The following is a 22,951-nucleotide window of genomic DNA, read 5'->3' as shown; positions in this document are numbered from 1 at the left end:
TTAAGGCTTTATTGTACTGCTTCCAGTTAGTTGTTTTGTAACGAGGTTTCGGCATAAGGCTACGATGATTAACTGATGTAACCGATCAGATCGTAACTTCCTGATTTAGTTCCATCGAATTACGCAACAAAGCCACAGCAGGAAGTTATTTATATCAACAGAATAAAGATCAATTGGATGCCATTTTTTCCCGAGGTGTCACTACTGTAACTCACGTTATTACGCCCTCTGAAACGGCTTCTTTTTTGGCTCAGCCTCCATGGAAAATCAAAGAAGAATTGTCTCAAGCTACTCAGAGTATTGATATGACAGAAGCTTATCGAACAGCATATCAAGCTCAGCAGTTAAGCCTCTCGAATTTATATGAAGAAAAACAGTCTCAGTTAACGTCGTATCAATCGTTAGCGGATGGCTTACCAATGGCATTAGTCGAATTACGTAAGGAGCTTGTCACCTTGCGAGAAACCCTTGTTCGTGACGGTGCCCTGTTTCCATATGCGGATGAGGTGTTGACTAAAGTGATGTCTGGGTTAAATGTCGCTTCTATCGATTCCATGAAAGTATCTGCCATAGCTGGCAGTCGAGATAAGCAGATTGCTCGTTTAATTTTAGATGGTGAAGCTAAGCTCGCAGAAAATGAAATGAAAGAGGCATGGTTATTAAACCAGTCACAAGCCTATTTCTACAACCAAATCTTACCAAAGGCTGTGATGGAAAATATTAATGACTCCATCGATAAACATGCAGAGGCGCACTTTTACACCAAAGCAATTGAAGAAGCTGAATTAGCCAAAGCCTACTTCGGTAATACGCCAGAACTAGACAAAAAAATAAAGGATTTAATCGTCGCAAGAAGCGAATTTATTTTGTTTAGCACCGTGATGGAGCAATCCGTTTACGACAAACAAAAGCTACATGAATCCCTTGCCGATTTAGAACGGAATGCACCAAGCAAATTTACAGAAATCACGAAAATTCTAGATAGCATGGCGTCGGATGCGATAGAGCAGAGCCATCGGTTATCTAAGCCAGCAAATGGCGCAATTGCGGTAGCGCGTGCGTTGAGAGATTACTTGACTGAAGGAGACGTGAATTTTGTCCAACATTGATATCGATCGTCTGCTTAATCCTATTTCTGATGAATCTCCAGTGGGAAACGATGCCCGTTACGAGTTTTGCTACGAGATGATGGAATCTGAAGTAAAGAAATTCGGTTCCTTGTTTGGCGAAACAGTAGATTGGAGCGTGGTAAAAACGCACGCGACTGAAGTCCTAGAGCACCACAGTAAAGACTTAAAAGCCATTTGTTACCTCGTTCGCGCGCTAACAGAAGAGTTTGGTCTGCAAGGCTTTGAACAAGGTCTAAAGCTGCTTAGTGAGGCGTTAAGTCGCTTTGGCGTTGAATTGTATCCTTCGCGAAAGCGGGGTCGAGATGGCGCGGTTGAATGGTTGAACCATCAGTTTAAACTGGTCAGTAGCAAGTTAGCGGAAAGTGCTCAGTCATGGGAGTTGGTATCAAACTGCATTTCGACTGTTGAAGAAGTGCAGCGCCAGTACGACGAGGTTTATCAAGACTCAGAAGCGGATTTCTTTGAGATTCGCACTCAACTCAATGTTTTATCTCAACAAGCGGCGGCTGATGAGCAGAGCGATGATGCAGTCGTTAACGTTGAACAAGCGGCGCCTGCACCAGCTACGCAGTCTGCTGCCGAAGAAACGCCAGCGCAGAGTGAAGTGCAAACCGCACCGGTGAAGGCGGTTCCGCCGGCCCCTAAACCTGCGCCAGTTAAGAAAGCGGTAGCAAAAGAAGTTGATGTCGATACGGACTTCTCTTCGCCTACGGCTTCTAAGCGCACCTTGAAGAAGGTTGCGGAAGTCATGCTTCATGCGAACCCAAGTGATCCGCTGGCTTACCGGATTTATCGTCATCTGACTTGGGATGACATTGATGGTCTACCCGACCACCAAAACAATCAAACGCCTTTGAGCTTGGCAGTGTCGTCCGATCAACAAGCGGAATACCGAGATAAAGCTGACCAAGAAAGCGACATCGACACCATTAAGCGTTTGGAGCGCACATTAACGGATGCGCCGTTTTGGCTGACGGGCCATTACTTCGTGTATTCGATGCTTAATAACTTGGGCTTTGATGATGCAGCGCTTGCTGTGAAACAAGAAGTGACGCGTTTTGTTGAATCACTAGAGGGCATCGAGCACCTCTCATTTAAGAATTCTATACCATTTGCAGATGAAGCGACCTTGAGCTGGTTATCGACTCAAGATACTACTTCTTCGACTTCTCAACCCGTTGTTCAAACGGTTGTGATTTCGCAGGAAGACTCGCTGCCAGTGGAGGATATCACTCTAGAAAATCTAGGGGAATGTGCCGCAGAGCTTGCCCGCAAACTTGAGCTGGATAGCTCGGGACGTGGGCAGTTCATGCTGTATTTACAATTGATAGCAGCTTACCAGTCTGTTGGATTATACCCGTTGTGTTTGCCGTATCTTGAGAAGGGGTGGGAAGTACAAAAAGCGTTTAATCTCGCGAGCTGGGAACCCCACTTATCGTCACAGTTAGAAGACCTAATTCGAAAAACACTCCATCGGTTATTTGGAAGCAAGGATCTTCTACCTGAGAAGTATGAAGAGTGGAAAGCAATTTACGACTAATTAAAGAGTTAGATAAGGAACGAATTATGTCACGTGACGGCTCGGTGGCTCCTAAAGAGCGAATTAATATCCGTTATGTTCCAGCAACTGGCGATACGCAAGAAGACGTAGAGCTGCCGCTAAGCATGATGGTAGTTGGCGACTTTACTGCGCGTGCAGATGAGACACCAATTGAAGAACGTACTCCAATTAACATCGACAAAGACAACTTTAACGAAGTGCTAGAGGGCATGTCTCCAAACGTTAAAGTCAACGTTGAAAACCGTCTTTCTGATGAAGAAGGCGGCCAGATTGGTGTTGATCTGACCTTCCAAAACATGAAGGACTTCTCTCCTGAAGCGATCGCGAAAAGTGTACCTGAACTAAACAGCCTACTTGAGCTTCGCGAAGCCTTGGTTGCACTTAAAGGTCCTCTAGGAAACGTTCCTGCGTTCCGTAAGAAGATCGCATCGGTTCTTCAAGATGAAGAAGCGAGAAAGAAACTGTTGGATGAACTAAGCATTGGCAACGACCAAGACGCGAAAGAAGAGTAAGGGATATCATGTCTGCAGAAGCACAAGCGCCAGAACAAGAAGCAGCCTTAGTTGAATCAGGCTCACTTCTGGATAGCATTCTTAACGAAACACGTTTAAAGCCAAGTGATGAAGGTTTTGACGTTGCAAAACGCGGCGTAGAAGCATTCATCAGTGAGCTACTAAGCAGTTCGAACACAGAGAAAGTCGACCAATCTCTGGTTGATCTGATGATCTCTGAAATTGACCAAAAATTGTCTAAGCAAGTTGATGCAATTCTTCACAACGAAGAAGTTCAAGCGATTGAATCAACGTGGCGTGGCCTTAAGTACCTGGTTGATCACACTGACTTCCGCGAGAACATTCAAATTGAACTGATCTCTGCGAAGAAAGACGAAGTTCTTGATGACTTCGAAGACGCTCCAGAGGTGGTGAAGTCTGGCCTGTACAAGCAAATCTACACACGTGAATACGGCCAGTTCGGTGGTAAACCTGTTGGCGCCGTCATTTGTGATTACGCTATGTCAGCTTCGTCGCCTGACATCAAACTGATGGAATACATGGCTAACGTAGGTGCAATGTCTCACGCACCATTCATCACGTCGGCATCGGCTAAATTCTTTGGCCTAGACAGCTATGAAGAGCTGCCAAACCTAAAAGATCTGAAGTCTGTATTCGAAGGTCCACAGTACGCGAAATGGCGTGGTCTGCGTGAGCACGAAGATGCACGCTACCTAGGTCTATGTACGTCTCGCTTTATGCTACGTACACCTTACTCTGTTGAAGATAACCCAATCAAGGCGTTTGACTACGATGAGCAAGTAACAGACAGCCATGATAACTACCTATGGGGCAACTCAGCGTACGCGATGGCGTCTAAGATCAGTGAATCATTTGCTAAGTACCGTTGGTGTCCGAATATTATTGGTCCTCAAAGCGGTGGTACTGTACAAGATCTACCGGTTTACAACTTTGAAGCTATGGGTCAAATCGAGACTAAGATCCCAACCGAGATCCTGGTTTCTGACCGTCGTGAGTATGAGCTAGCAGAAGAAGGTTTCATTGCGCTAACCATGCGTAAAGGTTCTGACAATGCGGCGTTCTTCTCTGCAAACTCTGTTCAAAAACCAAAAGTGTTTGCGAACACGCCGGAAGGCAAACAAGCCGAGATGAACTACAAGCTAGGTACTCAGCTTCCTTACATGTTCATTATCAACCGTTTAGCGCACTACATAAAAGTGCTACAGCGTGAGCAAATTGGTTCTTGGAAAGAGCGTTCTGACCTAGAAATCGAACTGAACAAGTGGATTCGTCAATACGTTTCTGACCAAGAGAACCCGCCAGCGGAAGTTCGTGGTCGCCGCCCACTTCGCGCTGCGAAGGTTGAAGTATCAGACGTAGAAGGCGATCCAGGCTGGTACAAAGTATCGATGTCTGTACGTCCTCACTTCAAGTACATGGGCGCAAGCTTCGACTTGTCTCTAGTTGGTAAGCTAGACCAATAACCCATTACTGAAACCATCAAGCAGCCAGTGAAGACTGGCTGCTTTTTTCGTAGGATCGCATATGGAAAAAGGTTACCGTCTTTTAGAGCGGATCGAGCTAGGAGAACCAAAAAACTGCTACGAGAAAGTGGTGTCTCATAAGCATTTGATTGAATCCATTCACTCGCATCTCGCTGACTTGTTGAATACGCATTCCGGCAACGCAATGATCGACAATGAGTATGGTCTGCCAGATTTTAACGACGTACTTTCTAACAACACGAACCTCGTTCGCCATATTCAAAAAAACATCACGTCAACCATAGAACGCTTTGAGCCCCGACTGCTGAATGTCGAGGTTCACTACCGTGAAGACCACCATAACCCATTACAACTCGGCTTTGGTATTCGCGGCGAAGTTTCCCATAACGGCGGTAAAGTCCCAATGTCGATCGATGTCTACATGGGAACCGACGGCCAATTTAACGTTTAGTAGGTGCCACTTGAGTAACAGTAAATACTTTCAAGATGAACTCACGTATTTACGCGAGTCGGGTAGTGAGTTTGCCAAATATCATCCGAAGTTAACTCACTTTCTCTCTGAAGGAACTTTTGATCCAGATGTCGAACGACTGCTGGAAGGTTTTGCTTTTTTGACCGGACGCATCCGCGAAAAGATTGACGATGAACTTCCTGAGCTAACGCAATCTCTGATGACTTTGCTGTGGCCACATTACATGCGTTCGATTCCGTCTTTGTGTATTAGCGAACTAAAACCGCATACCGGAAGTGTTACTGAGAAAACCGTGGTGAAACGTGGTGCGGAAATGGCCAGCGAGCAGGTAGAAGGCACGCAGTGTTTGTTCCGTACTTGTTATGACGTCAATCTATACCCAATTACGATTACTAACATCGAACAAACTAACAGCCGCACCAGCTCGATGATTGATGTGACGTTATCGACGGAGCATGGCCTTGAGCTGTCTCGGATAGGTTTAGACACGCTGCGATTGCACCTGCATGGTGAGATTCATATTACTCGCACTGTCTTCTTATGGCTGTTCCGCTATCTAGATCACGTCGAGTTGGATGTTGGTGGCGGCTACAAACATCGTTTAGGGCCAGAATACGTTAAGCCAGTCGGGCATGAAGAGGACGAGGCGCTGTTGCCTTACAGCAAAAATTCCTTTGCAGGCTACCGTTTGCTGCAAGAATTCTTCTCTTTGCCAGATAAGTTCATGTTCTTCGACATTAAAGGCTTAGAGTGGCTAAAAGGCATTCCACAGCGCAGTACGGTCAAAATCAAATTCCACTTTAAGCGTGCTTTGCCTTCAGAGGTGGTGCTTAAAGATAAACACTTAAGGTTGCACTGCACACCTGCCGTTAACTTGTTTGAAAAAGACGGCGATCCAATCCGTTTAGAGCATCGACGAAACGAGTACAAGGTGCGTCCACAAAGTAACACTCAAGAGCATTACGAGGTTTATTCCATTGAGCAAGTGGAGAGCTGGAGTAAAGACGAGCGTCGCCGAAAACCACTGATTGAATTTGAATCGTTTGAGCACCAAATCAACCAGCGTGATAAGCGAGAGTTCTACAAATCCAAAGTGGGCGAGCGAGTAAGCGGAAGAGGGTTAGAGCGCTATATCTCATTCCATACTCACAATGGCGACATCGCGGATTTAGGGACTGAAACAGTATTGATGAAACTGCAATGCAGTAACGCGGACTTAGCGGAGCGCCTGTCAGTAGGAGATATCACGTACGCGACGCACAAGTCGCCAACGTATGCGACGTTTAAAAACATTACTAAGCCAACACAGTCAGTAAGTCCTCAGGTTAATGGTGAACTTCAATGGCAGCTGATTGCCAATATGTCGCTTAACTACTTGTCTTTAGCGAATATCGATGTGTTGAAAGTGTTGCTCTCGACTTACGACTTCCATTCTCGTGTTGATAGACAAGCCCACCGCGCGTCGATTCATCGACTTGATGGCATTATTTCTTCAGAGATGAAACCAATCGATCGCGTATTTCGTGGTGTATCTGTGCGTGGTAACCAATTCAAGCTCGTGACGGACTCTAAGTTCTTCGTAAATGAAGGCGATATGTTCCTTATGGCCACGGTATTGAATGAATTTATCCGTTTGTATTCGAGTGTGAACTCCTTTACCGAACTAGAGGTGTTCGATGAAGCGACGGGCGAGGTTTACAACTGGGCAAGCCTAATCGGGCAGCAGACGATACTATGATTAACACACTTTCTGATAAGTCGAATGAGTTTAGTTTCTACCAAGCGGTGTTGCTGTTAGAGAAACACTACCAGCTGGAGCCAAACTCAAATTTTGTTGCCGTGGGCGAGAACAAATACTTCCATCAAGAGCGAATTGAGTTCAGCGTGTCGCCAAACCTGTGCTTTCCAAAGAGTGATATGGACTTTATTACTCATATGGAAAGAAACGGAAAGCAATATTCACGTATTGAGACGAACTTTCTTGGCTTGCATGGTTCAAGCTCGCCCCTGCCAGCGTCTTACACTGAGAAACTCGTCGGTCGTGATCCCGATGATAACCCAGTGAAGGATTTCTTCGACTTTTTCCACAACCGCTATACAAGCTTACTGTATCGTGTTTGGAAGAAATACCGATATCACGTGCAGTACAAAAGCGGGGCAAGCGATGCGTTTTCTGGGCGCATACTGCATTTGGCTGGTCTCTCTAGCGTTATGCAAGATTGTGAAGTCGCGGAGTTAGATCGAGCGAAAGTTCTGTCTTACGTGAACCAGTTATCTACGCGTACACGTTCACCTAAGCTTATTTCCGGTATTGTTTCGCACTACTTTTCACTGCCGAATGTGCGAATCGAAGAATGGGTTTATAGACGCGTAGAAATCGCTGAAAGCCAGCGTAACAAACTCAATCGTTCCAATTGTGTATTGGGGCAAAGCTTACACTTGGGACAAAGCATTGCGGATTTGAACGGCAAGTTTAACTTGTGTATCGACAACATTGATTTTGAAACGTTTAAGCAGTTTTCCTACGATGGTGAGTTACATAAGACGCTGGTGGGCTTGATGCGCTTTATTCTGCGTGACCCAATGTCGTGGGACCTAAAGTTGACAGTTAACCTAGACAGTATTCCAGAAAACAAACTGGGTAATGGAGAAGGGAACCAACTAGGTCAAACGTTCTGGCTTGGTAACCCAGGTGATAAAGACGCCAAAATTCGACTTATCGGAAGCATATAAGAAAGCCGCTCAACGAGCGGCCCTTTATGTTTTCCTCGAAGAGGTCAGAAACGCTTAACGACTGATCGGCTGGTGCAGTACAACGGTAGTATCAAGCCTTTGAATGCCGTTAAATGATTCAATTTCATTACAAAGATGATGAATAGACTGCAGGTCGGGCGCTTCAATTAGGGCAATAATATCAAAGTTGCCACCAACAACGCTCGTTAAGCGAACCTCAGGGATTTCTTTAAGTGCATTCGTTACATCATTCTTCTTACCCTTTTCACAAGAGATCAGTAGATAACTAGCGGCTTTTCGCCCTTCATTTTCTACACGAATCTGTGCGGTATAGCCTTTGATAATACCGGTCTTTTCTAAACGATTAATTCTTTCTGCTACTGCTGTTCGAGACAAACCAATGTTTCGGGATAGATTCGCAATCGACTCTCGCCCATTCGACAATAGACTTGAAAGTATTTTTCGATCTAATTTATCTAAACCTTGTAAAGTCATGTTTGAAATCATGTGTTCTGCCTATTTTGTTTTTATATTGTTATTAAATCGACTCAGGGAGCGTAAAGTTATACAGCTCAGCAAGAGTGAATGGGTTTTTCTGTGTCAACGGAGTGATGCGTAAGCTCAAGTCCCTCCCTGACACTTTTATGTCACTGACAAAGCTGCCGTTATGAGTGTTTGTCAAGGTCGAGTCACCTAGCAATCTGTATATCGCCCATTGACCACTCTTATTTAAAACGTGCTGTCTGCCTTCATCGGTTACATCCTGGAGTGTGATACTAATATTGAAGTCACCATTTTGCGGTGGCCATGCCATTTCACGAATGCGGCTTGGACCGTGGTAGTAACTTATATTGGTATCTGCAATTTTTAAGCTCGCTCTAATCGCACTAGAATCAAGATCGAGTACTCTTGCACTAAACGGAATATGAACGCGGTTAGTGCTTTTATTAATTAATGTGTCTCGAATAACGTTATAGTTACGCAGTTGCACTAACAGAGCCGGAGAGATTGGCATCGTCTCGCCATCCACCTGTTTTGGCGTCCACAAATTGGTATCGTAGAACGGTGCAAAATTTTTCTGAATAAATGTGTCTAACAAGCCACCTGAAGCAAACAGTAATTCAAAATCTTCAATTGAGATTTCCTCAGTCGCTGTTAGATCAAATGGGTATCGTCCTAGCCCTATCTCTTTAAACTTGGTGTAAATCTCGCTGTACCATTGGGTTTGAATGCCTTTAGCGGACTCTTTAATCATGACTGACCAGCTTTGTTGAACCAATCTAACAACCAGCTACGAACGGGTTCCGGTGATTTTTGGGCAATCTGTTTAAGTTTTATTAATGGGTCAGCTTCACTGCTGTTCATTCGATGCTGAGCTGCCGCTAGCGCCGCCATTTGCGGGTCAGGTGCATAAGCAATGTCTTTCATATACGTGCGAACACGGCTTAGCGCTGTTACGGTCTCATCCCAAGGAGTAGGGGAGTTTGGTGTTTCACTGACCTGAAGTTGGTTTAATAAGTGAAAAGCTTGTTCAACACGTTTCATTAACAAGTAATCAGGCTTAACTACTTCCTCTACTGCGTCTGATGCGGAGTCTGCCGCTGCCACGAGTTTCGGGTCTAGCTTTGAAATCAGAGCATTTTTTTCACCAACGGGTGAAAATTGTGTGTTGGCATAGACCTGCTTCAGTACGGTTGTCATTGGTGAAGAAGGGCCCGAGATTAAGTCTATCGCGTTCGTTAGATCGCCGACATTGTCATAGTTCTGGACTTTTAGTTCACTCAGCGCATTGCGCCAATTACTGATGTAGTCGTCAGTATATTTTTTACGTACTTCCTCTTTGAAGGCTTCTTGTTCTTCACTAGTAGGAATAACGTGTTGTGACAGACCTAAAACCCAGTTGTCACTGATGACTTGTTGTGACATTAGGTCCACGCGTGGTCGATAAAAAGTGCTAAAACCAGTGGAGGTATAGATCTTATCTACGATCAAGCGTTCGCTATCGATTGGTGTGTTGAACACATTGCTAAACTCAAAACCCACAGCTCGTTGCAGATCTAGGGTTCCTAAATCAATCGAATTTGCTTCGTTTAAAATGCCTGCATAAACGAGATCAACATTCGAATTTGCTAGCAATGAGCGACGTGTTGCGCGAACAAGATCCATATTGATATCAATTGGATCAAACTGTGTGCGAAAGTAAGCGTCCAAATAGCGCATCGCCTGATTGACGACGTCATTTTGGTTGCTCAAGTCGTTCATCATTTGGAGAGTTTGATGACGCAAAAAACGGATATCACGCTTTGTTGGATCGTTTAGCATTAGATACCCCTTCAATAGAGGTAAAGCGCGTGTAAAAGTGTTTTGATTTTGTGTCAGTTGTAGACGGTAACCTTTCTCAATGAGAGGTATCAACTGTTGAGCAACGTCCTTAAGTAATGCTTCGTAAGCGATGCGAGTGCTTTGATCCAAACGGCTAATGTTGAGTGGTAATATCTCTTCATCCAAAGCCTTAGAACCTTTAAGCCACGCCCCATAAGAAGGCTCTATTGCTTTCGTCGCCTTCGCTAAAAGCTCATCGAATCTTGCATCTTGCTCCACTTGTGATTTGTCATCGATACTCAAGAGTTGATTCATCACATGTAAGTTACTGTCTAATGTCGTGAAAAAGAAGTAACTGCCCCCAGTAAGCAGGATAATAGAGCCGAGTATTGCCAAACGGCTTTGTCTCTGAATTAGACGAAGATACGTCTTGTTTTCGCCCGCAAAGTCGCTTTCCGGCAATATTTGTGAATCAATCAGAAAGCGAGAGAAATAAGGCGTTTCTGTTAACTGAGTATGCTCTGACGCGATAATAGGTAAGTTGAAGTAATTACTACAACTTTTTGCAAGTAAATTGTACTTGCGACCGCCTTGCAGACTCGAACTAAAGAAAATCTCACGGATGTCTAGTGAATAGACACCGTTGTTAACATCACATAGACGCTCAAGCACATAGCTGACTTCAGACTGACATAGCTCAAACTGCTTAGGGAAAGCGAGTATTGCTTGTTTCTCATCAATGTCCGTTGAATTAGCGGATGCATCTAGCGCATTACTTTCAAGCACTCTCACTAGATTTCGATAGCTATCGCGGTAGTACTCTGCAAATACACCTTTGGCTTCTTTTAGTGGGATAGAGAGGAACTCAACACGTGTCTTGAGAGAGCTAAAGTGCATGTATTCTTTAAAGCCGTCTAACTTGTCTAGCTTTGACATAATCAAATAGATTGGCAATGCTGAAGACGTTTTAGAGTTGATGGTACTCAAGCGCGCCAATAACGACGAAATGGTGTACTCTTTTTGCTCTGGCTCAGAGACGATCATGAACTCGAAATCGGTGAAGAATAGACACCCAGAAAATGGCTTTCGAGGTCGATGATGAATAACTTCTTCAATGAACGTATTCCATAAAGAAGCATCACTGCTTGATACTTCCTGGAACACTAAGCGTTGGTCTGGTTTGATGTACACAGCGCTGTCAGATTCGTACCATTCAAAAAAGTCATTCTTAGCGGTTCTAGTGCGATCCATCGGTTTAATTGCACTAGAATTAAATAAAAATTGACGTCGCCCTGACCCTTTATTACCAAGCATCAGGTAAATTGGTTTCTTGCCTGAGTTAGCAAGAAGAGGCTGGATAACCATAGAAAGTGCTTCTTCCTCGGTTTCCAAATGTTGAGCTTTAGCGTTGTTCTTTTTCTTCAACCATAATGTGAATTGAAAAGTGACGTAAACAATGGCGATAGCACCAAGGGTCAGCCAAAGATAAAGTTGATCGATTTCGTCAAGAAAAAGCAGATAAATAGTGGTGATAATTGCAACCACTAAAAACATCAATATAGTAGAAATCACCACTGGATTTTTAAACAGTTTTTGTTTGAACATAAGCCTAAAACTTCTTTAATTGTATTGTTATTTATTGTCAGTTTTTTCAGCTTGTAGCTGACTCAATTTATATAGGTAGATGTTCAGTAAAAGGGTTGCGCGGTCAATTTCCTTTTGCTGTGAATACTTTTCAGCGTATTCAATACGACCTAAAAGCGGGAATAACGAGTTACTGTATTCGTACGCCTTTTCAGAGTTCTTATCTACATTCTGTCTAGCTACGTTGGCAAACACCGTTCTTGCGTCTGAGAATCGCTTATAAACATCCATAAACTGGTCTTCTAAATGGGCGCTCTGTGTCAAAAAGTTTTGACGTAGCTGCTGTGCAGAAGACGAATCCGGATAGATTGCGATTAATTCATTGGTCAAGCTATCGAGCTCGCTGACGTTACTTACTTTTGCCGAGTCTAAAAACCAGTTATTCATCATAATATCGACACGATTAATGGCCTGCGTTTTCAATGACTGAGCATATTTTTTATTTTCGTAATCTAACGAGGCGACCAAATTTACAAGTTCATTAAGTGAAGCTTGATTAATTTTTTGCTCCAATGTTCGATAACGTTGTTGCTCGTACATGAAATGTGAACATATCGCAGTAACAATCAAACCAATAACGAAGTAGATCATAAATCGACCAGACTTTGTCGGTGATGCTTTCTCTTGGCTATTTAGGTTGGGTGATGACACCGGTGCGGGAGAGGGAGACACATTCACTTTAATTTCAGGTGCCTTCTGCGTTGCTGCAGGAGCGCTAGTGTTGGCTTGTTTTTTCTCGCGTAACTCAGCCGCAATTTGTTGTTCTTTTATCTGCTCAATCCATTGATTCAAAATACGGCGAATGCGACCTAATGACGGCGCTTCAATACCGTAATGAAGACGAAGCTCTTCCTCAATCCTCAAGCATAATTGATGTGCTGCCTCTATCAATGGAAGCTCTTCTGGTAACGCCCGATGCTTATTAATTCGTTTTTCAGTATGCTCTACCATCCATTCAATAGCGCTCATTCGTGCCTTTGACTTTGAATGCTCTGGATACGCGTTGAACCAATATACGACACACACATCAAGTATTGAGTTTAACCCTTCAACAAGGCCTCTTAAGCCGTCGTTATAGGTTGACGCAACGGTAAAGTAACAGCAACAACGTAGGTCTTTCGCTTGGGTACTCAAGATCTTTTTTGAGAGTGTTTGAACCGTTTTCCACGAGACTCTCCCTGTGACTTTATTCAGGTTGTTTATTTGACGTTTAATTTCGTCAAAATCCTCAGAACCATTAGGATTAGAGCCGCTTGGGTTATTTTCATCGATTGGTCTTCGAGCGAAGTCGGTAAAAAACATAAGGAAAGTTCCAACTGATCATATAGAAGTATTAAGTTATATAGGATTTCACTACTGTTATATTAAATTATAAGCAGTGCACATCTGCCGTAATTCTATAGACAAAATAAGCGGATTAGATAATAAAAATTCATTAAAAGAAATTAAATTACTTTTAGTGTGATCTTTGTTCATAATATTAATATCAATAGTTAAGTCTATTTATAAGAAGAAACTTATATATGAAGATAAGAACGTTGATTAAAAAGTAACTAAATTGTTATCGGAGATTACGTTTTGTTCAATTAGCAATCAAATTCTGTTACTTCTATTTAAATAGAAAGATTTACTGTCTCGTCACTTAATCTGTAGTCGGTTCTTTAGTTTTTGTTTGTAGGTAAAACAACCAACCTGATAGTTGAAATGTATTAAATTATAGGTGTTTTTTTAGGCTTATTGAAAAAGAGAATATAATTGATATCTTTCGCCTCTAAGTAGAATATCGGTTTTCCTAGAGGGACGAAATGCTAAAACCAAGTCAAATTGGGCTGATTTCAGCCATGTGTCTATTTTCTTCTGTTGCAATGGCAAAAGGGGAGCGATATGGACTCTCTACCAGTATGTTGACTATCGATAGCATTAAATACGATGAAGGTAAAAGTGGTGAGCAGGATACGCTTAGGTTCGGCTTGGTTCATACTCGTCCTATTGATGAAAACAATAACCGTTGGCGTTGGTGGTTAGGGCTAAACTATCTAGCAGAAGATATTGAAGCGCCAGCAAACGGCTTATATCAAGAAGCGACGAACTATGAACTTCGTGTTGTTCCTCAATATGCGTTGACTTCTTGGAGTGTTTTCACGCCATACGTTGGTGCGGGCTTGTCTGTCGGTTACTCGCAATATTCTAATCGCTGGCAAGTAGACCAAGAGGGCTATCGTTATGAGAGTGTTGAAGACATCGACCAGTTTGAGTTAGGTGCGGTTATGACCCTTGGTACTGCTATAAAGTTAGGCAGTAATCCTGACGCCCATATACAAATTATCCCGCAGGCCTCTTATATCCTTCCGGTTGTAAATGATGGAATTGGTGGGCTTGAACTATCAGTTTCTTTGCTCTTTTGAGGTTCGTAAATGTACTCAAATCAGCTAGTTTTATTTATCTCAAAGTGTCCAGAGGAATACACCGGTGCAAAGCATATTGAAATGCCTGAAAGTGGTGGTTCGATAGGTCGTTCCCCAAGCTGTAGCGTGTCTTTAGCCGATCACAACCGCTTTATATCGGGCACTCATTGTTTGCTCAGCGTGTATGGAGATACCTACTATATAAGTGACGTATCAACTAATGGCACAATGGTAAATGGGAATAAAATACTAAAAAATCAACCCGTTGCGATAGTTGATGGCGACATCATTTCTTTAGGGCAATATGAGATTGGTGTTTCTCTTGAGCACGTTACCTCAACACTAGACATCGCCGCTGATATTGCTCCTGAGCGAGTATCTAGCGATCCTCTGGTTAGTCTAGGAGATGCGGTTGTCGAAGAGGAAGAAAAAGTCGGTGCCTTAGAAGATTTGTTTATGGAGACTAAACAGGATGACATTGATTGTCATGATCCTGTTGCTCACCTTAACTTTTCGATGCAGCGAGATGACGATTACTTAATTCGTGATAATGAGCGTACAGAATCTGAACAACCTAGAACCGTGGAAAGCACGCGTCAGGTGGTCGATGACAGTTTCAGCATATATTCCGAATTCGATCAGCCAAGCCTAATCCCTGAAGACTGGATGGCTGCGGAAACCAAGAGTAACGCATCAGTCAATGATGCATTAGCGCCAGAAAGCGGTAAGGCACATAGAGCCGATATTGCCTCAGCTGAGGTGATGCAACCTGGCACGGTAGCCCCAGATAGCACGATTCAAAGACAACATCGTACGCATAATGTTACTGAGATGGTCGTAGAACAGGCTAACACAGGGTCAAAATGGGAAGAGATGACCCAATCTTTTACGCCTTCTCCTAACACTAATCAGCAACTTCAAATACCTACGGCAGAGCACGCGATAAACAGTACGACGAAAGCACAAGTCGATACTGATGCGGCCGTTTGCTCTCAAGATATAGCGCAAGCGTTTTTTGATGGTTTGGGTATTCGAAACCCAGAGTTGATGACAAACGAGGCGCAGTTATTCAAGCAAATGGGTACTTGCTTGCGTTTATGTATTGATAACCTACAGAAAGAGTTGCACGAAGTGGAATCGTTAAAAGATGAGCAGAGTGCGAGTGAGGCTAACTCGAACATTGCAGAGCTAATGCTTACTTTGAATAGTCAGCAATTACTGGCTCCAAATGAACTGGTTGAACAAATGCTCGATGAGCTGAACGACCACCAAGTTATGTTTAACAAAGCACTGAATGAGCTCATTTTAGAACAGTCAGAAACGAACGATCCCGTAGCATTTGCTAACAGGGTCGCTAGCCAGTCTTTGTTCTCAACTAAGTCAAAGCTGTGGGCCGAATACCTAGATTTCTACACTAATAATCGTCGCCTGCTTAATGAAACATCCTTAAAAGGGCTGATTAAGAAAAACTATAACAAAGTGATTAAGGGAAACCATGCGTAGTATCGCCGTATTACTCGGATTTGCCATGTTGTCCGGTTGTTCCATGTGGGATCAATTTAAAGAGTCCACGGGTATCACACCAGAAACTTCGTCGATTGAATTGGTTATTGAGGCATCACCTGTACTCAATGTGAGAAATGGGGGCCAGTCATCTCCAGTTATTCTCCGTCTTCACGAATTAAGTTCGCCAGTATTGTTCCGAAGCTTAGATTTCTTTGCCTTGTTTGAGAGCGATAAAGCGTCGTTGGGTGATGAGTACATCAAACGTTACGAATATCAAATACAGCCAGGTGGAAAAGTTCATGAAATGCTAACGCTAGACCCTGACACTCGTGCCGTCGGTTTTTCAGTGGCTTTTCGTGATATTGATGGTTCGTCATGGCGAAAAGTGGAAGTTATTGAAGAGAAGAGCGAGTACTACATCAAGCTCAAGTTAGAGGGCAGTGAGTTAATTTCTGATAACACTCGCGGCATTGAACAGGTTTACTTTTAAGGGATAGAAACATGTCTTTATACAATCCAGTTGTTTGGCAAGATGGAATGTTCATGAAGCCGCAGCATTTTCAACAACTCGATCGTTCGCAAAGTAAACTATCGAGCCTACTGAGTGCCAATGCATCGCCTTTGCATTGGGGAATTAAACGTTTAGAAATCAACTCTCAGTTACTAGCACTGGGTAAAATCGGTATTACTCGTGCTGAAGGTATTTTACAAGACCGGACACCATTTGAGCTTCCGTTGCTTGCTGAGCTGCCTGAAGTGAAAGATGTAGATCCTTCGATTGCCGATAAAGTCGTTTATTTGTGCTGTCCGTTACCATCGGAACGTTCTGAGTTATTTGGTACCAAAAAAGACGGTGCGCGCTATACGATGGAATCTCAAGAAGCGGTTGACGCTTGTTATGATTCGGAAGACATGGCAAATATCGTCGTCGGTAAGCTTAACTTTTGCTTAATGTACGATCATGAAGATAAGAGTGCTTACACGTCTATTCCGATCTTAAAGATCTCAGAAGTGAAGCCTGATGGCAGCGTGATCTTAGATGATAGTTTCATTCCTACCTGTATCGATATTCATGCGTCGACAGTACTGAGTAAATTTGCGACCGAGTTTGCTTCTATGTTGAAGCATCGCGCGGAATCGATAGTCCAGCGATTAGGGGTGGTGGATCAACAAGGTGTATCATCGGTTTCTGACTTTATGCTATTGCAAGCGCTCAACCGATACGAACCCTTGTTTTGGCATTTCGCCAGCACAGAAGCTGTGCATCCTGAGTCTTTGTATCGAATTCTTCTTCAGGCAGAGGGTGAGCTTTCGACGCTGTGCTCAACGACACGCCGACCTATTGAGTTTACGAAGTACAATCATGGTGATCTTACTAGCTGTCTTTCTCGCGTCCTAGACAGTGCGAAAATGACATTGAGCGTGATGTCTGAGCAAAGAGCAATTCCACTGACCTTAAAAGATCAGAACTATGGCATCAGAACGGCAGCAATCCCTGACAATAAGATCATTGATACGACAACCTTTATCCTCGCAGTTAAAGCCGACGTGACCTTGGATGTTCTGCATACCCAGTTTGTCAGCCAAACGAAGATCGGTTCTATCGATAACATACGTGACTTGATTAACCTTCAACTGCCTGGGATTGAGATCAAACCAATGCCAGTTGTGCCACGCGCGCTGCCGTATCACGCTGGCTACACCTATTTCGAGCTCGATAAAACGGGCGAAGAGTGGATGGCATTGAAGAACACTGCTGCGATTGCGATTCACGTTGCGGGCGATTTCGCTAACTTATCATTGCAACTTTGGGCCGTTCGTCTATGAGTTACGCAGAAACCGACGTCACCGTAGTCTTATTCCAACCAGAGCCTGGCAAACCAATGGAGGTAATGCCAGCGCCTGACTTGTCGAGAAACATCGCAGTACAAGATCTATCTATCGACAACATGGGTATTAACCCGCTAGTGGACCAGTTCTCATGGTTGATCGCCAGTCTGTCTTGTATGTCTTCGATCCCTTGGCTTGATGACCCGATGCCATTTCGTGAACAAGTGGCACGTGAGATTCGAAAAGGTGAACGAAAACTTAATGAAATGGAGCTCGATCGTGCTTCGGTTCTTGTTATTCGTTACTGCTTGTGTGCGGCGATTGATGAATCTGTTTGTCGACAAGAGTGGGGGGCAAATAGTCACTGGAGCCAGAACAGCTTACTGTCTGAATTCCACAACGAAACATCTGGTGGTGACAAGTTTTTCGTTATTCTCGACCGCTTAAAAGCCGACCCTCGCAAATACCGTCACGTTATAGAGTTTCTCTATTTATTGCTTCAACTTGGTTTCCAAGGCAAGTACGGCCGTGAAGAGCGTGGCAACGAAAAGTTAGCGGAAATTGGCAGCACCATTTATCGATTAGTGCGAGATGACCGCCTAGCAGAACAAGAAAAAGTTTCTTTAATCAACCTTAAAGCTAAATATCTAAAGAAGCCGTTAAAAAGGGTAATTTCACCCAAGCTGATCTTAAGTCTTAGTGCGATGACGTTTGCGCTTATGTATGCGGCAACCTACATCGTCATAGACTTAAAATTTCAGCAACTGCTTGAAATGTATAGATAACCAGAGATCTAAAATGAGATCTTCTGCCAGTGTTAGGGCTTATTGTGAATATCACTGGTCTTTTAGTGAAATTCACTAGTCATTTAGAGAGGTTGCAGTTTGCGATCTCTTTTATCATTCAATCAATAAAATTCAAATGGATTGGTTATGGGCGTAACAGTTGGTGCGAATGGACTTTCGATAGTTCATAAAGGCTCAGGTGGTGAAGCGAATGCAACGCTCCCAGATGTTTGTTTAACTAAGGTCGGCAAGCCAGTCGTCCCTATCCCTTATGGCAACAATGCTAAATCAGCAGACCTTGCTGGTGGGACTACGACAGTCTCTATGGATGGCGGTAACAGTGTCGCTATCAAGGGCAGTACGTTCTCAAAAAGTACCGGCGATGCGGGCGGTGACAGAAAAGGCGTTTCCTCTGGCACGATAGAAGCTGAAGCAAAATTCATTTCAGCCTCACCAACGGTTAAATTTGAAGGTAAGGGCGTATGTCGCCTGTCCGATCAAATGACCATGAACAAAGCCAACACTGTGTGTCTTGGCGGCGCACAAAACCCATCGGTTTCTGTGAGTGAAGAGCAGGAAGGGACGTATACGCTGGATATAGAATGCAAATATCCAAATGGGCTCCCTTACTCTAATGCACAATTTTCTTTAGTCGAACCTTCAGGTGCTGTCATTGGGAGTGGAGTGCTGGATTCTAGCGGAAAAGCATCTGTTAATGGTCTCGCTCTAAAAGAATGCAGGTTAGTGCTCAGCGAAACTCAAGACTCTTACACCCCGAACCAATCTTTAGCTGAAAATATTGTTACGGAAACTTACCCTGATCCGAATGATTTTTGTACGTTTGTAGCAGGTCGCCGCTCGCCATTTTGGGAAGATCGTGTTGGGGTTGCTAATGACTGGGGCATATTGATGTCCCCATCCTTCAGTGATGATGACTTTAAAGATATTGTGTTAGAGCAAAGCCGTATATCGTCTCCTTATGCGATTAGTCAAAATCACTCTAAAGATTTTTCTGATGCTTATGTTTCGGCACTTTATCACATCCAAACTGATACTACTGCGCTAGAGAAATATGAACCTTTAGTTGAACTGCTCTTGGAGCAAGTGCACGAAAATGGCGATATATTGAGAGTCTTATATCAAGCTGATGTGTTTGAGCCTCCCTATGAATTATTAGCGAAGCTTCGCTTTTTAGGGACTGGGAATACTGTGAAGTATTTGCAGTTTGTTTTATGGACGTTGATAAACAATCAAATCTGTTCATACATCGATGAGCTAAACAGTGAAATCATCGGTCGTTTAGATTTCATACAAAGCCAAGCTTCTGCAAGATCGTTGAGTTCTGTTGAAGAGGGTATAAACGGTTATAAAAAAGCACTTAACCACTTCAAACAAGCACTTCCTGACGTCATTAGCCAAATTTTCGAAACCAAAAATGACACCCTAATTTCTATATCGGCAATGGCCCTTGGGAGTACCGTTAACATAGCGAGCCAATCTAGCTTTGCTACTAATTTAGGTAGGGTTAATGCGGTGGTGTACACGAAGTCAAACAACTTGAACCGCCCATCATTTGTCACTTTTGACGATAACTTTTCTGACTAGGACATTTAAATCATGGATGCAGTTTTTCCGATAGCGCAACGAGAAGGTGACGCTTACTACACGCTCAGTGATTTTACGAAATTGTTTGATCAAGCTAAGAGCGGTCGTTATTTAATAGGACAAGGGTACGGTTGGCATAGTGGCATTCACTTAACATCAAAAATGTTACCGTGGGGGAAAGGGCTCAGACCTATTCAAGCGATGCTTGATGGAAAAATAGTGGCATTTCGCATAAATCCTGATTACCTAACATCAACGTACCAAGAGCAAGAGTTTAAGTATAGTAATAACTTTGTGCTTATCGAGCATGAGGCTGTAAACCCCGAAGATAATGAAGATGTATTTAAGTTCTATACACTTTATATGCACCTTGCGCCACCTTCAGATATTGGCGCCAATTCATCTATAACCACGCGTTACCGTTTACAAGAAGCGAGAAATGTACGCACTTTCAAACATAGTGATGTGCCTACTAATTCTGGTGAAAAAAAACAGTCGATGTCTAAAGGAACATTACTTGAATACCTGTATGCAGAAGAGAAGGAGACCCATCCATACCAGATCGACAAAAATACCTACAAAATGATAAAGTGCCGTGTGGTAGAGAATGGTAAATCGGCAAGTGGTAGCGAAAAAGCACTGTTAAACAAGATTGTTTGGTTTGCTTCGGGTCTCAATAGTGACTTTGACATTTTAGAAGATTCCTCTGCTGTCCTATCAGAACCAGTTTCAGAACCTAAATGGATGTCGGACAAGGCGGCAATGATTAGGGACGGTAGTGTGGTTTCTTTACTCCCACTCCTATTTAGAGAGGGGATAAAGGTTTCAGCTGGGGAAGATATCGGTTACATGGGACTGCATGAGTACAGTAACGATGCAATTGGAACTAAGAAAGAAGATAATCGTGTGCATATCGAGATGTTCTCTTTTGAGGAGCCGCCCGAATTTTTCAAAAAACAGATTTCTCCCAAAAATGCGGAAGAAAATCCACTTGTTGTTCTCGATGGGGCCGATAGTAGCGGTGCCGTTGATATGAGTAATTCGTTTATTCAGCAATTACTTGAATCTGTGACAGAAGATCAAGTAACGGACTTCTCCTCGTTCACTGCTCGCGATGCCAAAGTATACTTAGACGGTAAGCGTAAACACTTTGAGCGATTTATTGTGAAACATCCTACAGATTGGCATACAGAGTCGTCACAAAGTCTTTATGAATCAATCCATCAGACCGCAAAGGAAGCTCTAGATATTAAGTGCTCCGCTGGTTTTGTGACTATAGAGGACTACCGTAACTCCCCATGGCGCGATCAAGTGATGGATAGCTTTGATCTTTTCTCGCAATTCGAACTGGAAAGAGCAGATAAGTTTTCATGGATGCAAGATTTACATGGTGATTTGCAACTAAGCGATGATAAGAGCCTTTGGCATTATTGGCCTTTTGTAGGAAATCACACCCAAAGTAAATGTTTCTGTAATCGTGATATTTCCAAGAGTTTTTTACTTGAAGTCTTAGGTGGAAAAGAAACTATTTTTGAGAACTCTCATTATGACAGTATGAGAAATGTTTCTTTAGATGAGTTATTAAATAGCTTGAATGACATGTTTAGGACGTATGAAATCGATGATTGTTTGAATAAAATCCACTTTCTGTCTCAAGCATTTCAAGAAAGTGATTTTTTCAAAACGACGGAAGAGTACTATTATAACGGGAAATATCCAGAGAAATGGAATAAGTACAGAGGTGGTGCATTCTATCATGGACGTGGTTTATTACAGATAACACATATAGAAAACTATGCTAAATACTTTGGTGTGAATACTAAAGATCTTACAAAAGAAATGATAGAAAGCGTTGCTAAAGATTTACACACGGCAGTAGATTCTTCAGGGTGGTTTTGGGTAAAAGGTAGTGCTTGGGGAGATATTCGTCCATTCGCTACCAAGAATGATCTATTTCGTGTAACGATCTCAGTAAATGGTGGTTACAATCATTTGTTAGAGAGAAAAAATAACTTATTAAAACTTTCAAAGTTGATTAATTGTAATTCAATATCCGATAACTATGACTTTAGTAAGTTTTATCTTAAGGATAGTTCAATGATCAATAAAAATTACTATAAAAGAAGTAAGAGTGTACATCACAAGCTGGAGTTAATGATAAATGAATAAAATGATTACATTTAGTTTAATCTTTTTATCAACATATTCTTTTGCGGAAAGCAGTATTACGCAAGAGCAAAAATTCACAGAGGCTGAGGGGCCTTTTTGTCAATATTCTCTAAAAGCAAATGGAACTTCATATGATTTTAGCTTTTTTGACTCATGTGGCACAAGCGATTTAATTAAATTGAATGAAGAGCTTTATTTGGTTGACTTGACTAATGGTAATATAAATAGCGAAGCATACTTTATTTTTGACACAGAAAAAAAAGAAGTTCCAAAAGAGATTGGTAGTTTGAACCTTAGTTATGACATTTACGATTATGGTTTTGATATTATCGATCATACATTATTGGACAGAGATAATGGTAAAATAATAAAAAACGCTAATAATAATTATACTGGCGTGTTGTCTTACATTTTCCAGAGAGATAATTTTAATATGAATATACCTAAAGATAGGATTTTGTATTGGAATAGAAATGGAGAAGAGAATTATTGTTCTTCTACAATAGTTTTTTCTGCTAATTATGACGAACATAGGCGAGATGTTTGCTGGAATAGTTTTTCATCAAGATATGAATATGTTGAGATTATTGAAGGTAGAGTAAGTTTAAGGATAAAGGGAGAGTTTGATGGAAGGCAGTTTAAGTTTGATAATAATGGTGAAGAACTGACGATTAATCCATATAATGGAAAGTATAGTACTAACAAAACCAACGAAAAATTCCCTGATGAAGACTATTTTAATATAAAGTGAATATATTGTTTTTATTTTTAA

At 42.5% G+C, this 22,951-nt stretch carries 15 protein-coding genes and 3 pseudogenes; 15 read left to right on the top strand and 3 right to left on the bottom strand.

The annotated features are described in order from the left end of the window. Positions 1-224: 224 nt before the first annotated feature. The 7 genes and pseudogenes from R7Z77_RS08515 to tssG all read left to right on the top strand — a co-directional run. A pseudogene (locus R7Z77_RS08515) lies at positions 225-1,109 on the top strand (protein kinase family protein); the annotation flags it as partial. Next, entirely contained in the window at positions 1,096-2,670 is a 1,575-nt protein-coding gene (tssA, locus tag R7Z77_RS08510) for a type VI secretion system protein TssA (RefSeq protein ID WP_213871400.1), read from the top strand. The pseudogene R7Z77_RS08515 and the gene tssA, both read left to right, overlap by 14 nt. 26 nt (positions 2,671-2,696) lie before the next feature. Further along, positions 2,697-3,203, top strand: coding sequence for a type VI secretion system contractile sheath small subunit (tssB, locus tag R7Z77_RS08505; RefSeq protein WP_005373381.1), 507 nt, complete (start codon positions 2,697-2,699; stop codon positions 3,201-3,203). Positions 3,204-3,211: 8 nt separating this feature from the next. Next, positions 3,212-4,687 carry a type VI secretion system contractile sheath large subunit gene (gene tssC / locus R7Z77_RS08500; RefSeq protein WP_005373378.1) on the top strand — a complete coding sequence of 492 codons (1,476 nt, stop codon included), beginning with the start codon at positions 3,212-3,214 and terminating at the stop codon, positions 4,685-4,687. Positions 4,688-4,748: 61 nt separating this feature from the next. Continuing rightward, the gene (gene tssE / locus R7Z77_RS08495) at positions 4,749-5,159 is read left to right on the top strand and encodes a type VI secretion system baseplate subunit TssE (protein ID WP_005373376.1); all 411 of its coding nucleotides are present in this window, start codon (positions 4,749-4,751) and stop codon (positions 5,157-5,159) included. A 10-nt stretch (positions 5,160-5,169) separates the two neighbouring features. Next, complete coding sequence (gene tssF / locus R7Z77_RS08490) at positions 5,170-6,918, top strand: type VI secretion system baseplate subunit TssF (protein ID WP_017820373.1); 1,749 nt, start codon at positions 5,170-5,172, stop codon at positions 6,916-6,918. Further along, positions 6,915-7,913: a type VI secretion system baseplate subunit TssG gene (gene tssG, locus R7Z77_RS08485; protein WP_042523537.1), complete on the top strand. Its 999-nt coding sequence runs from the start codon at positions 6,915-6,917 to the stop codon at positions 7,911-7,913. Before tssF ends, tssG begins: the two co-directional genes overlap by 4 nt. A 54-nt stretch (positions 7,914-7,967) precedes the next feature. Here tssG and R7Z77_RS08480 read toward each other — a convergent pair whose 3' ends face one another. The 3 genes and pseudogenes from R7Z77_RS08480 to R7Z77_RS08470 form a co-directional block, all read right to left on the bottom strand. Beyond that, complete coding sequence (locus R7Z77_RS08480) at positions 7,968-8,420, bottom strand: Lrp/AsnC family transcriptional regulator (RefSeq protein ID WP_005373369.1); 453 nt, start codon at positions 8,418-8,420, stop codon at positions 7,968-7,970. Between the two features lie 31 nt (positions 8,421-8,451). Then, a pseudogene (gene tssM / locus R7Z77_RS08475) lies at positions 8,452-11,840 on the bottom strand (type VI secretion system membrane subunit TssM). 27 nt (positions 11,841-11,867) lie between these two features. Further along, complete coding sequence (locus R7Z77_RS08470; protein ID WP_318136642.1) at positions 11,868-13,181, bottom strand: type VI secretion system ImpA family N-terminal domain-containing protein; 1,314 nt, start codon at positions 13,179-13,181, stop codon at positions 11,868-11,870. Positions 13,182-13,684: 503 nt separating this feature from the next. Here R7Z77_RS08470 and R7Z77_RS08465 point away from each other — a divergent pair. The 8 genes and pseudogenes from R7Z77_RS08465 (at position 13,685) to R7Z77_RS08430 (ending at position 22,930) form a co-directional block, all read left to right on the top strand. Continuing rightward, complete coding sequence (locus R7Z77_RS08465) at positions 13,685-14,284, top strand: hypothetical protein (RefSeq protein ID WP_054574680.1); 600 nt, start codon at positions 13,685-13,687, stop codon at positions 14,282-14,284. 9 nt (positions 14,285-14,293) lie between these two features. After that, on the top strand, positions 14,294-15,787 hold the full coding sequence (locus tag R7Z77_RS08460; protein WP_137282735.1) for a type VI secretion system-associated FHA domain protein: 1,494 nt from the start codon (positions 14,294-14,296) through the stop codon (positions 15,785-15,787). Next, positions 15,780-16,280 carry a type VI secretion system lipoprotein TssJ gene (gene tssJ, locus R7Z77_RS08455; RefSeq protein ID WP_005386118.1) on the top strand — a complete coding sequence of 167 codons (501 nt, stop codon included), beginning with the start codon at positions 15,780-15,782 and terminating at the stop codon, positions 16,278-16,280. The genes R7Z77_RS08460 and tssJ overlap by 8 nt, the downstream gene beginning before the upstream one ends. Before the next feature lie 11 nt (positions 16,281-16,291). Further along, positions 16,292-17,617, top strand: a complete 1,326-nt coding sequence (tssK, locus tag R7Z77_RS08450; protein WP_005373357.1) for a type VI secretion system baseplate subunit TssK — start codon at positions 16,292-16,294, stop codon at positions 17,615-17,617. Next, positions 17,614-18,405, top strand: coding sequence for a type IVB secretion system protein IcmH/DotU (gene icmH, locus R7Z77_RS08445; protein ID WP_005373354.1), 792 nt, complete (start codon positions 17,614-17,616; stop codon positions 18,403-18,405). The genes tssK and icmH overlap by 4 nt, the downstream gene beginning before the upstream one ends. Before the next feature lie 147 nt (positions 18,406-18,552). Beyond that, a pseudogene (locus R7Z77_RS28895) lies at positions 18,553-19,129 on the top strand (DUF4150 domain-containing protein); the annotation flags it as partial. Positions 19,130-20,022: 893 nt separating this feature from the next. Further along, positions 20,023-22,179: a hypothetical protein gene (locus tag R7Z77_RS08435; RefSeq protein WP_005373349.1), complete on the top strand. Its 2,157-nt coding sequence runs from the start codon at positions 20,023-20,025 to the stop codon at positions 22,177-22,179. Beyond that, the gene (locus R7Z77_RS08430; protein ID WP_005373345.1) at positions 22,172-22,930 is read left to right on the top strand and encodes a hypothetical protein; all 759 of its coding nucleotides are present in this window, start codon (positions 22,172-22,174) and stop codon (positions 22,928-22,930) included. The genes R7Z77_RS08435 and R7Z77_RS08430 overlap by 8 nt, the downstream gene beginning before the upstream one ends. Positions 22,931-22,951: the final 21 nt, after the last annotated feature.

The organism is Vibrio sp. 1401, assembly GCF_033340295.1.
Note: the sequence above shows the minus strand (reverse complement) of the source record. Positions and strands in the feature narration are given on the sequence as shown.

Coding starts and splice junctions, on each gene's coding strand:
- tssB (WP_005373381.1), top strand. CDS start 2,697: ATGTCACGTGACGGCTCGGTGGCTCCTAAAGAGCGAATTAATATCCGT.
- tssC (WP_005373378.1), top strand. CDS start 3,212: ATGTCTGCAGAAGCACAAGCGCCAGAACAAGAAGCAGCCTTAGTTGAA.
- tssE (WP_005373376.1), top strand. CDS start 4,749: ATGGAAAAAGGTTACCGTCTTTTAGAGCGGATCGAGCTAGGAGAACCA.
- tssG (WP_042523537.1), top strand. CDS start 6,915: ATGATTAACACACTTTCTGATAAGTCGAATGAGTTTAGTTTCTACCAA.
- R7Z77_RS08480 (WP_005373369.1), bottom strand. CDS start 8,420: ATGATTTCAAACATGACTTTACAAGGTTTAGATAAATTAGATCGAAAA.
- R7Z77_RS08470 (WP_318136642.1), bottom strand. CDS start 13,181: ATGTTTTTTACCGACTTCGCTCGAAGACCAATCGATGAAAATAACCCA.
- R7Z77_RS08465 (WP_054574680.1), top strand. CDS start 13,685: ATGCTAAAACCAAGTCAAATTGGGCTGATTTCAGCCATGTGTCTATTT.
- R7Z77_RS08460 (WP_137282735.1), top strand. CDS start 14,294: ATGTACTCAAATCAGCTAGTTTTATTTATCTCAAAGTGTCCAGAGGAA.
- tssJ (WP_005386118.1), top strand. CDS start 15,780: ATGCGTAGTATCGCCGTATTACTCGGATTTGCCATGTTGTCCGGTTGT.
- tssK (WP_005373357.1), top strand. CDS start 16,292: ATGTCTTTATACAATCCAGTTGTTTGGCAAGATGGAATGTTCATGAAG.
- icmH (WP_005373354.1), top strand. CDS start 17,614: ATGAGTTACGCAGAAACCGACGTCACCGTAGTCTTATTCCAACCAGAG.
- R7Z77_RS08435 (WP_005373349.1), top strand. CDS start 20,023: ATGGATGCAGTTTTTCCGATAGCGCAACGAGAAGGTGACGCTTACTAC.
- R7Z77_RS08430 (WP_005373345.1), top strand. CDS start 22,172: ATGAATAAAATGATTACATTTAGTTTAATCTTTTTATCAACATATTCT.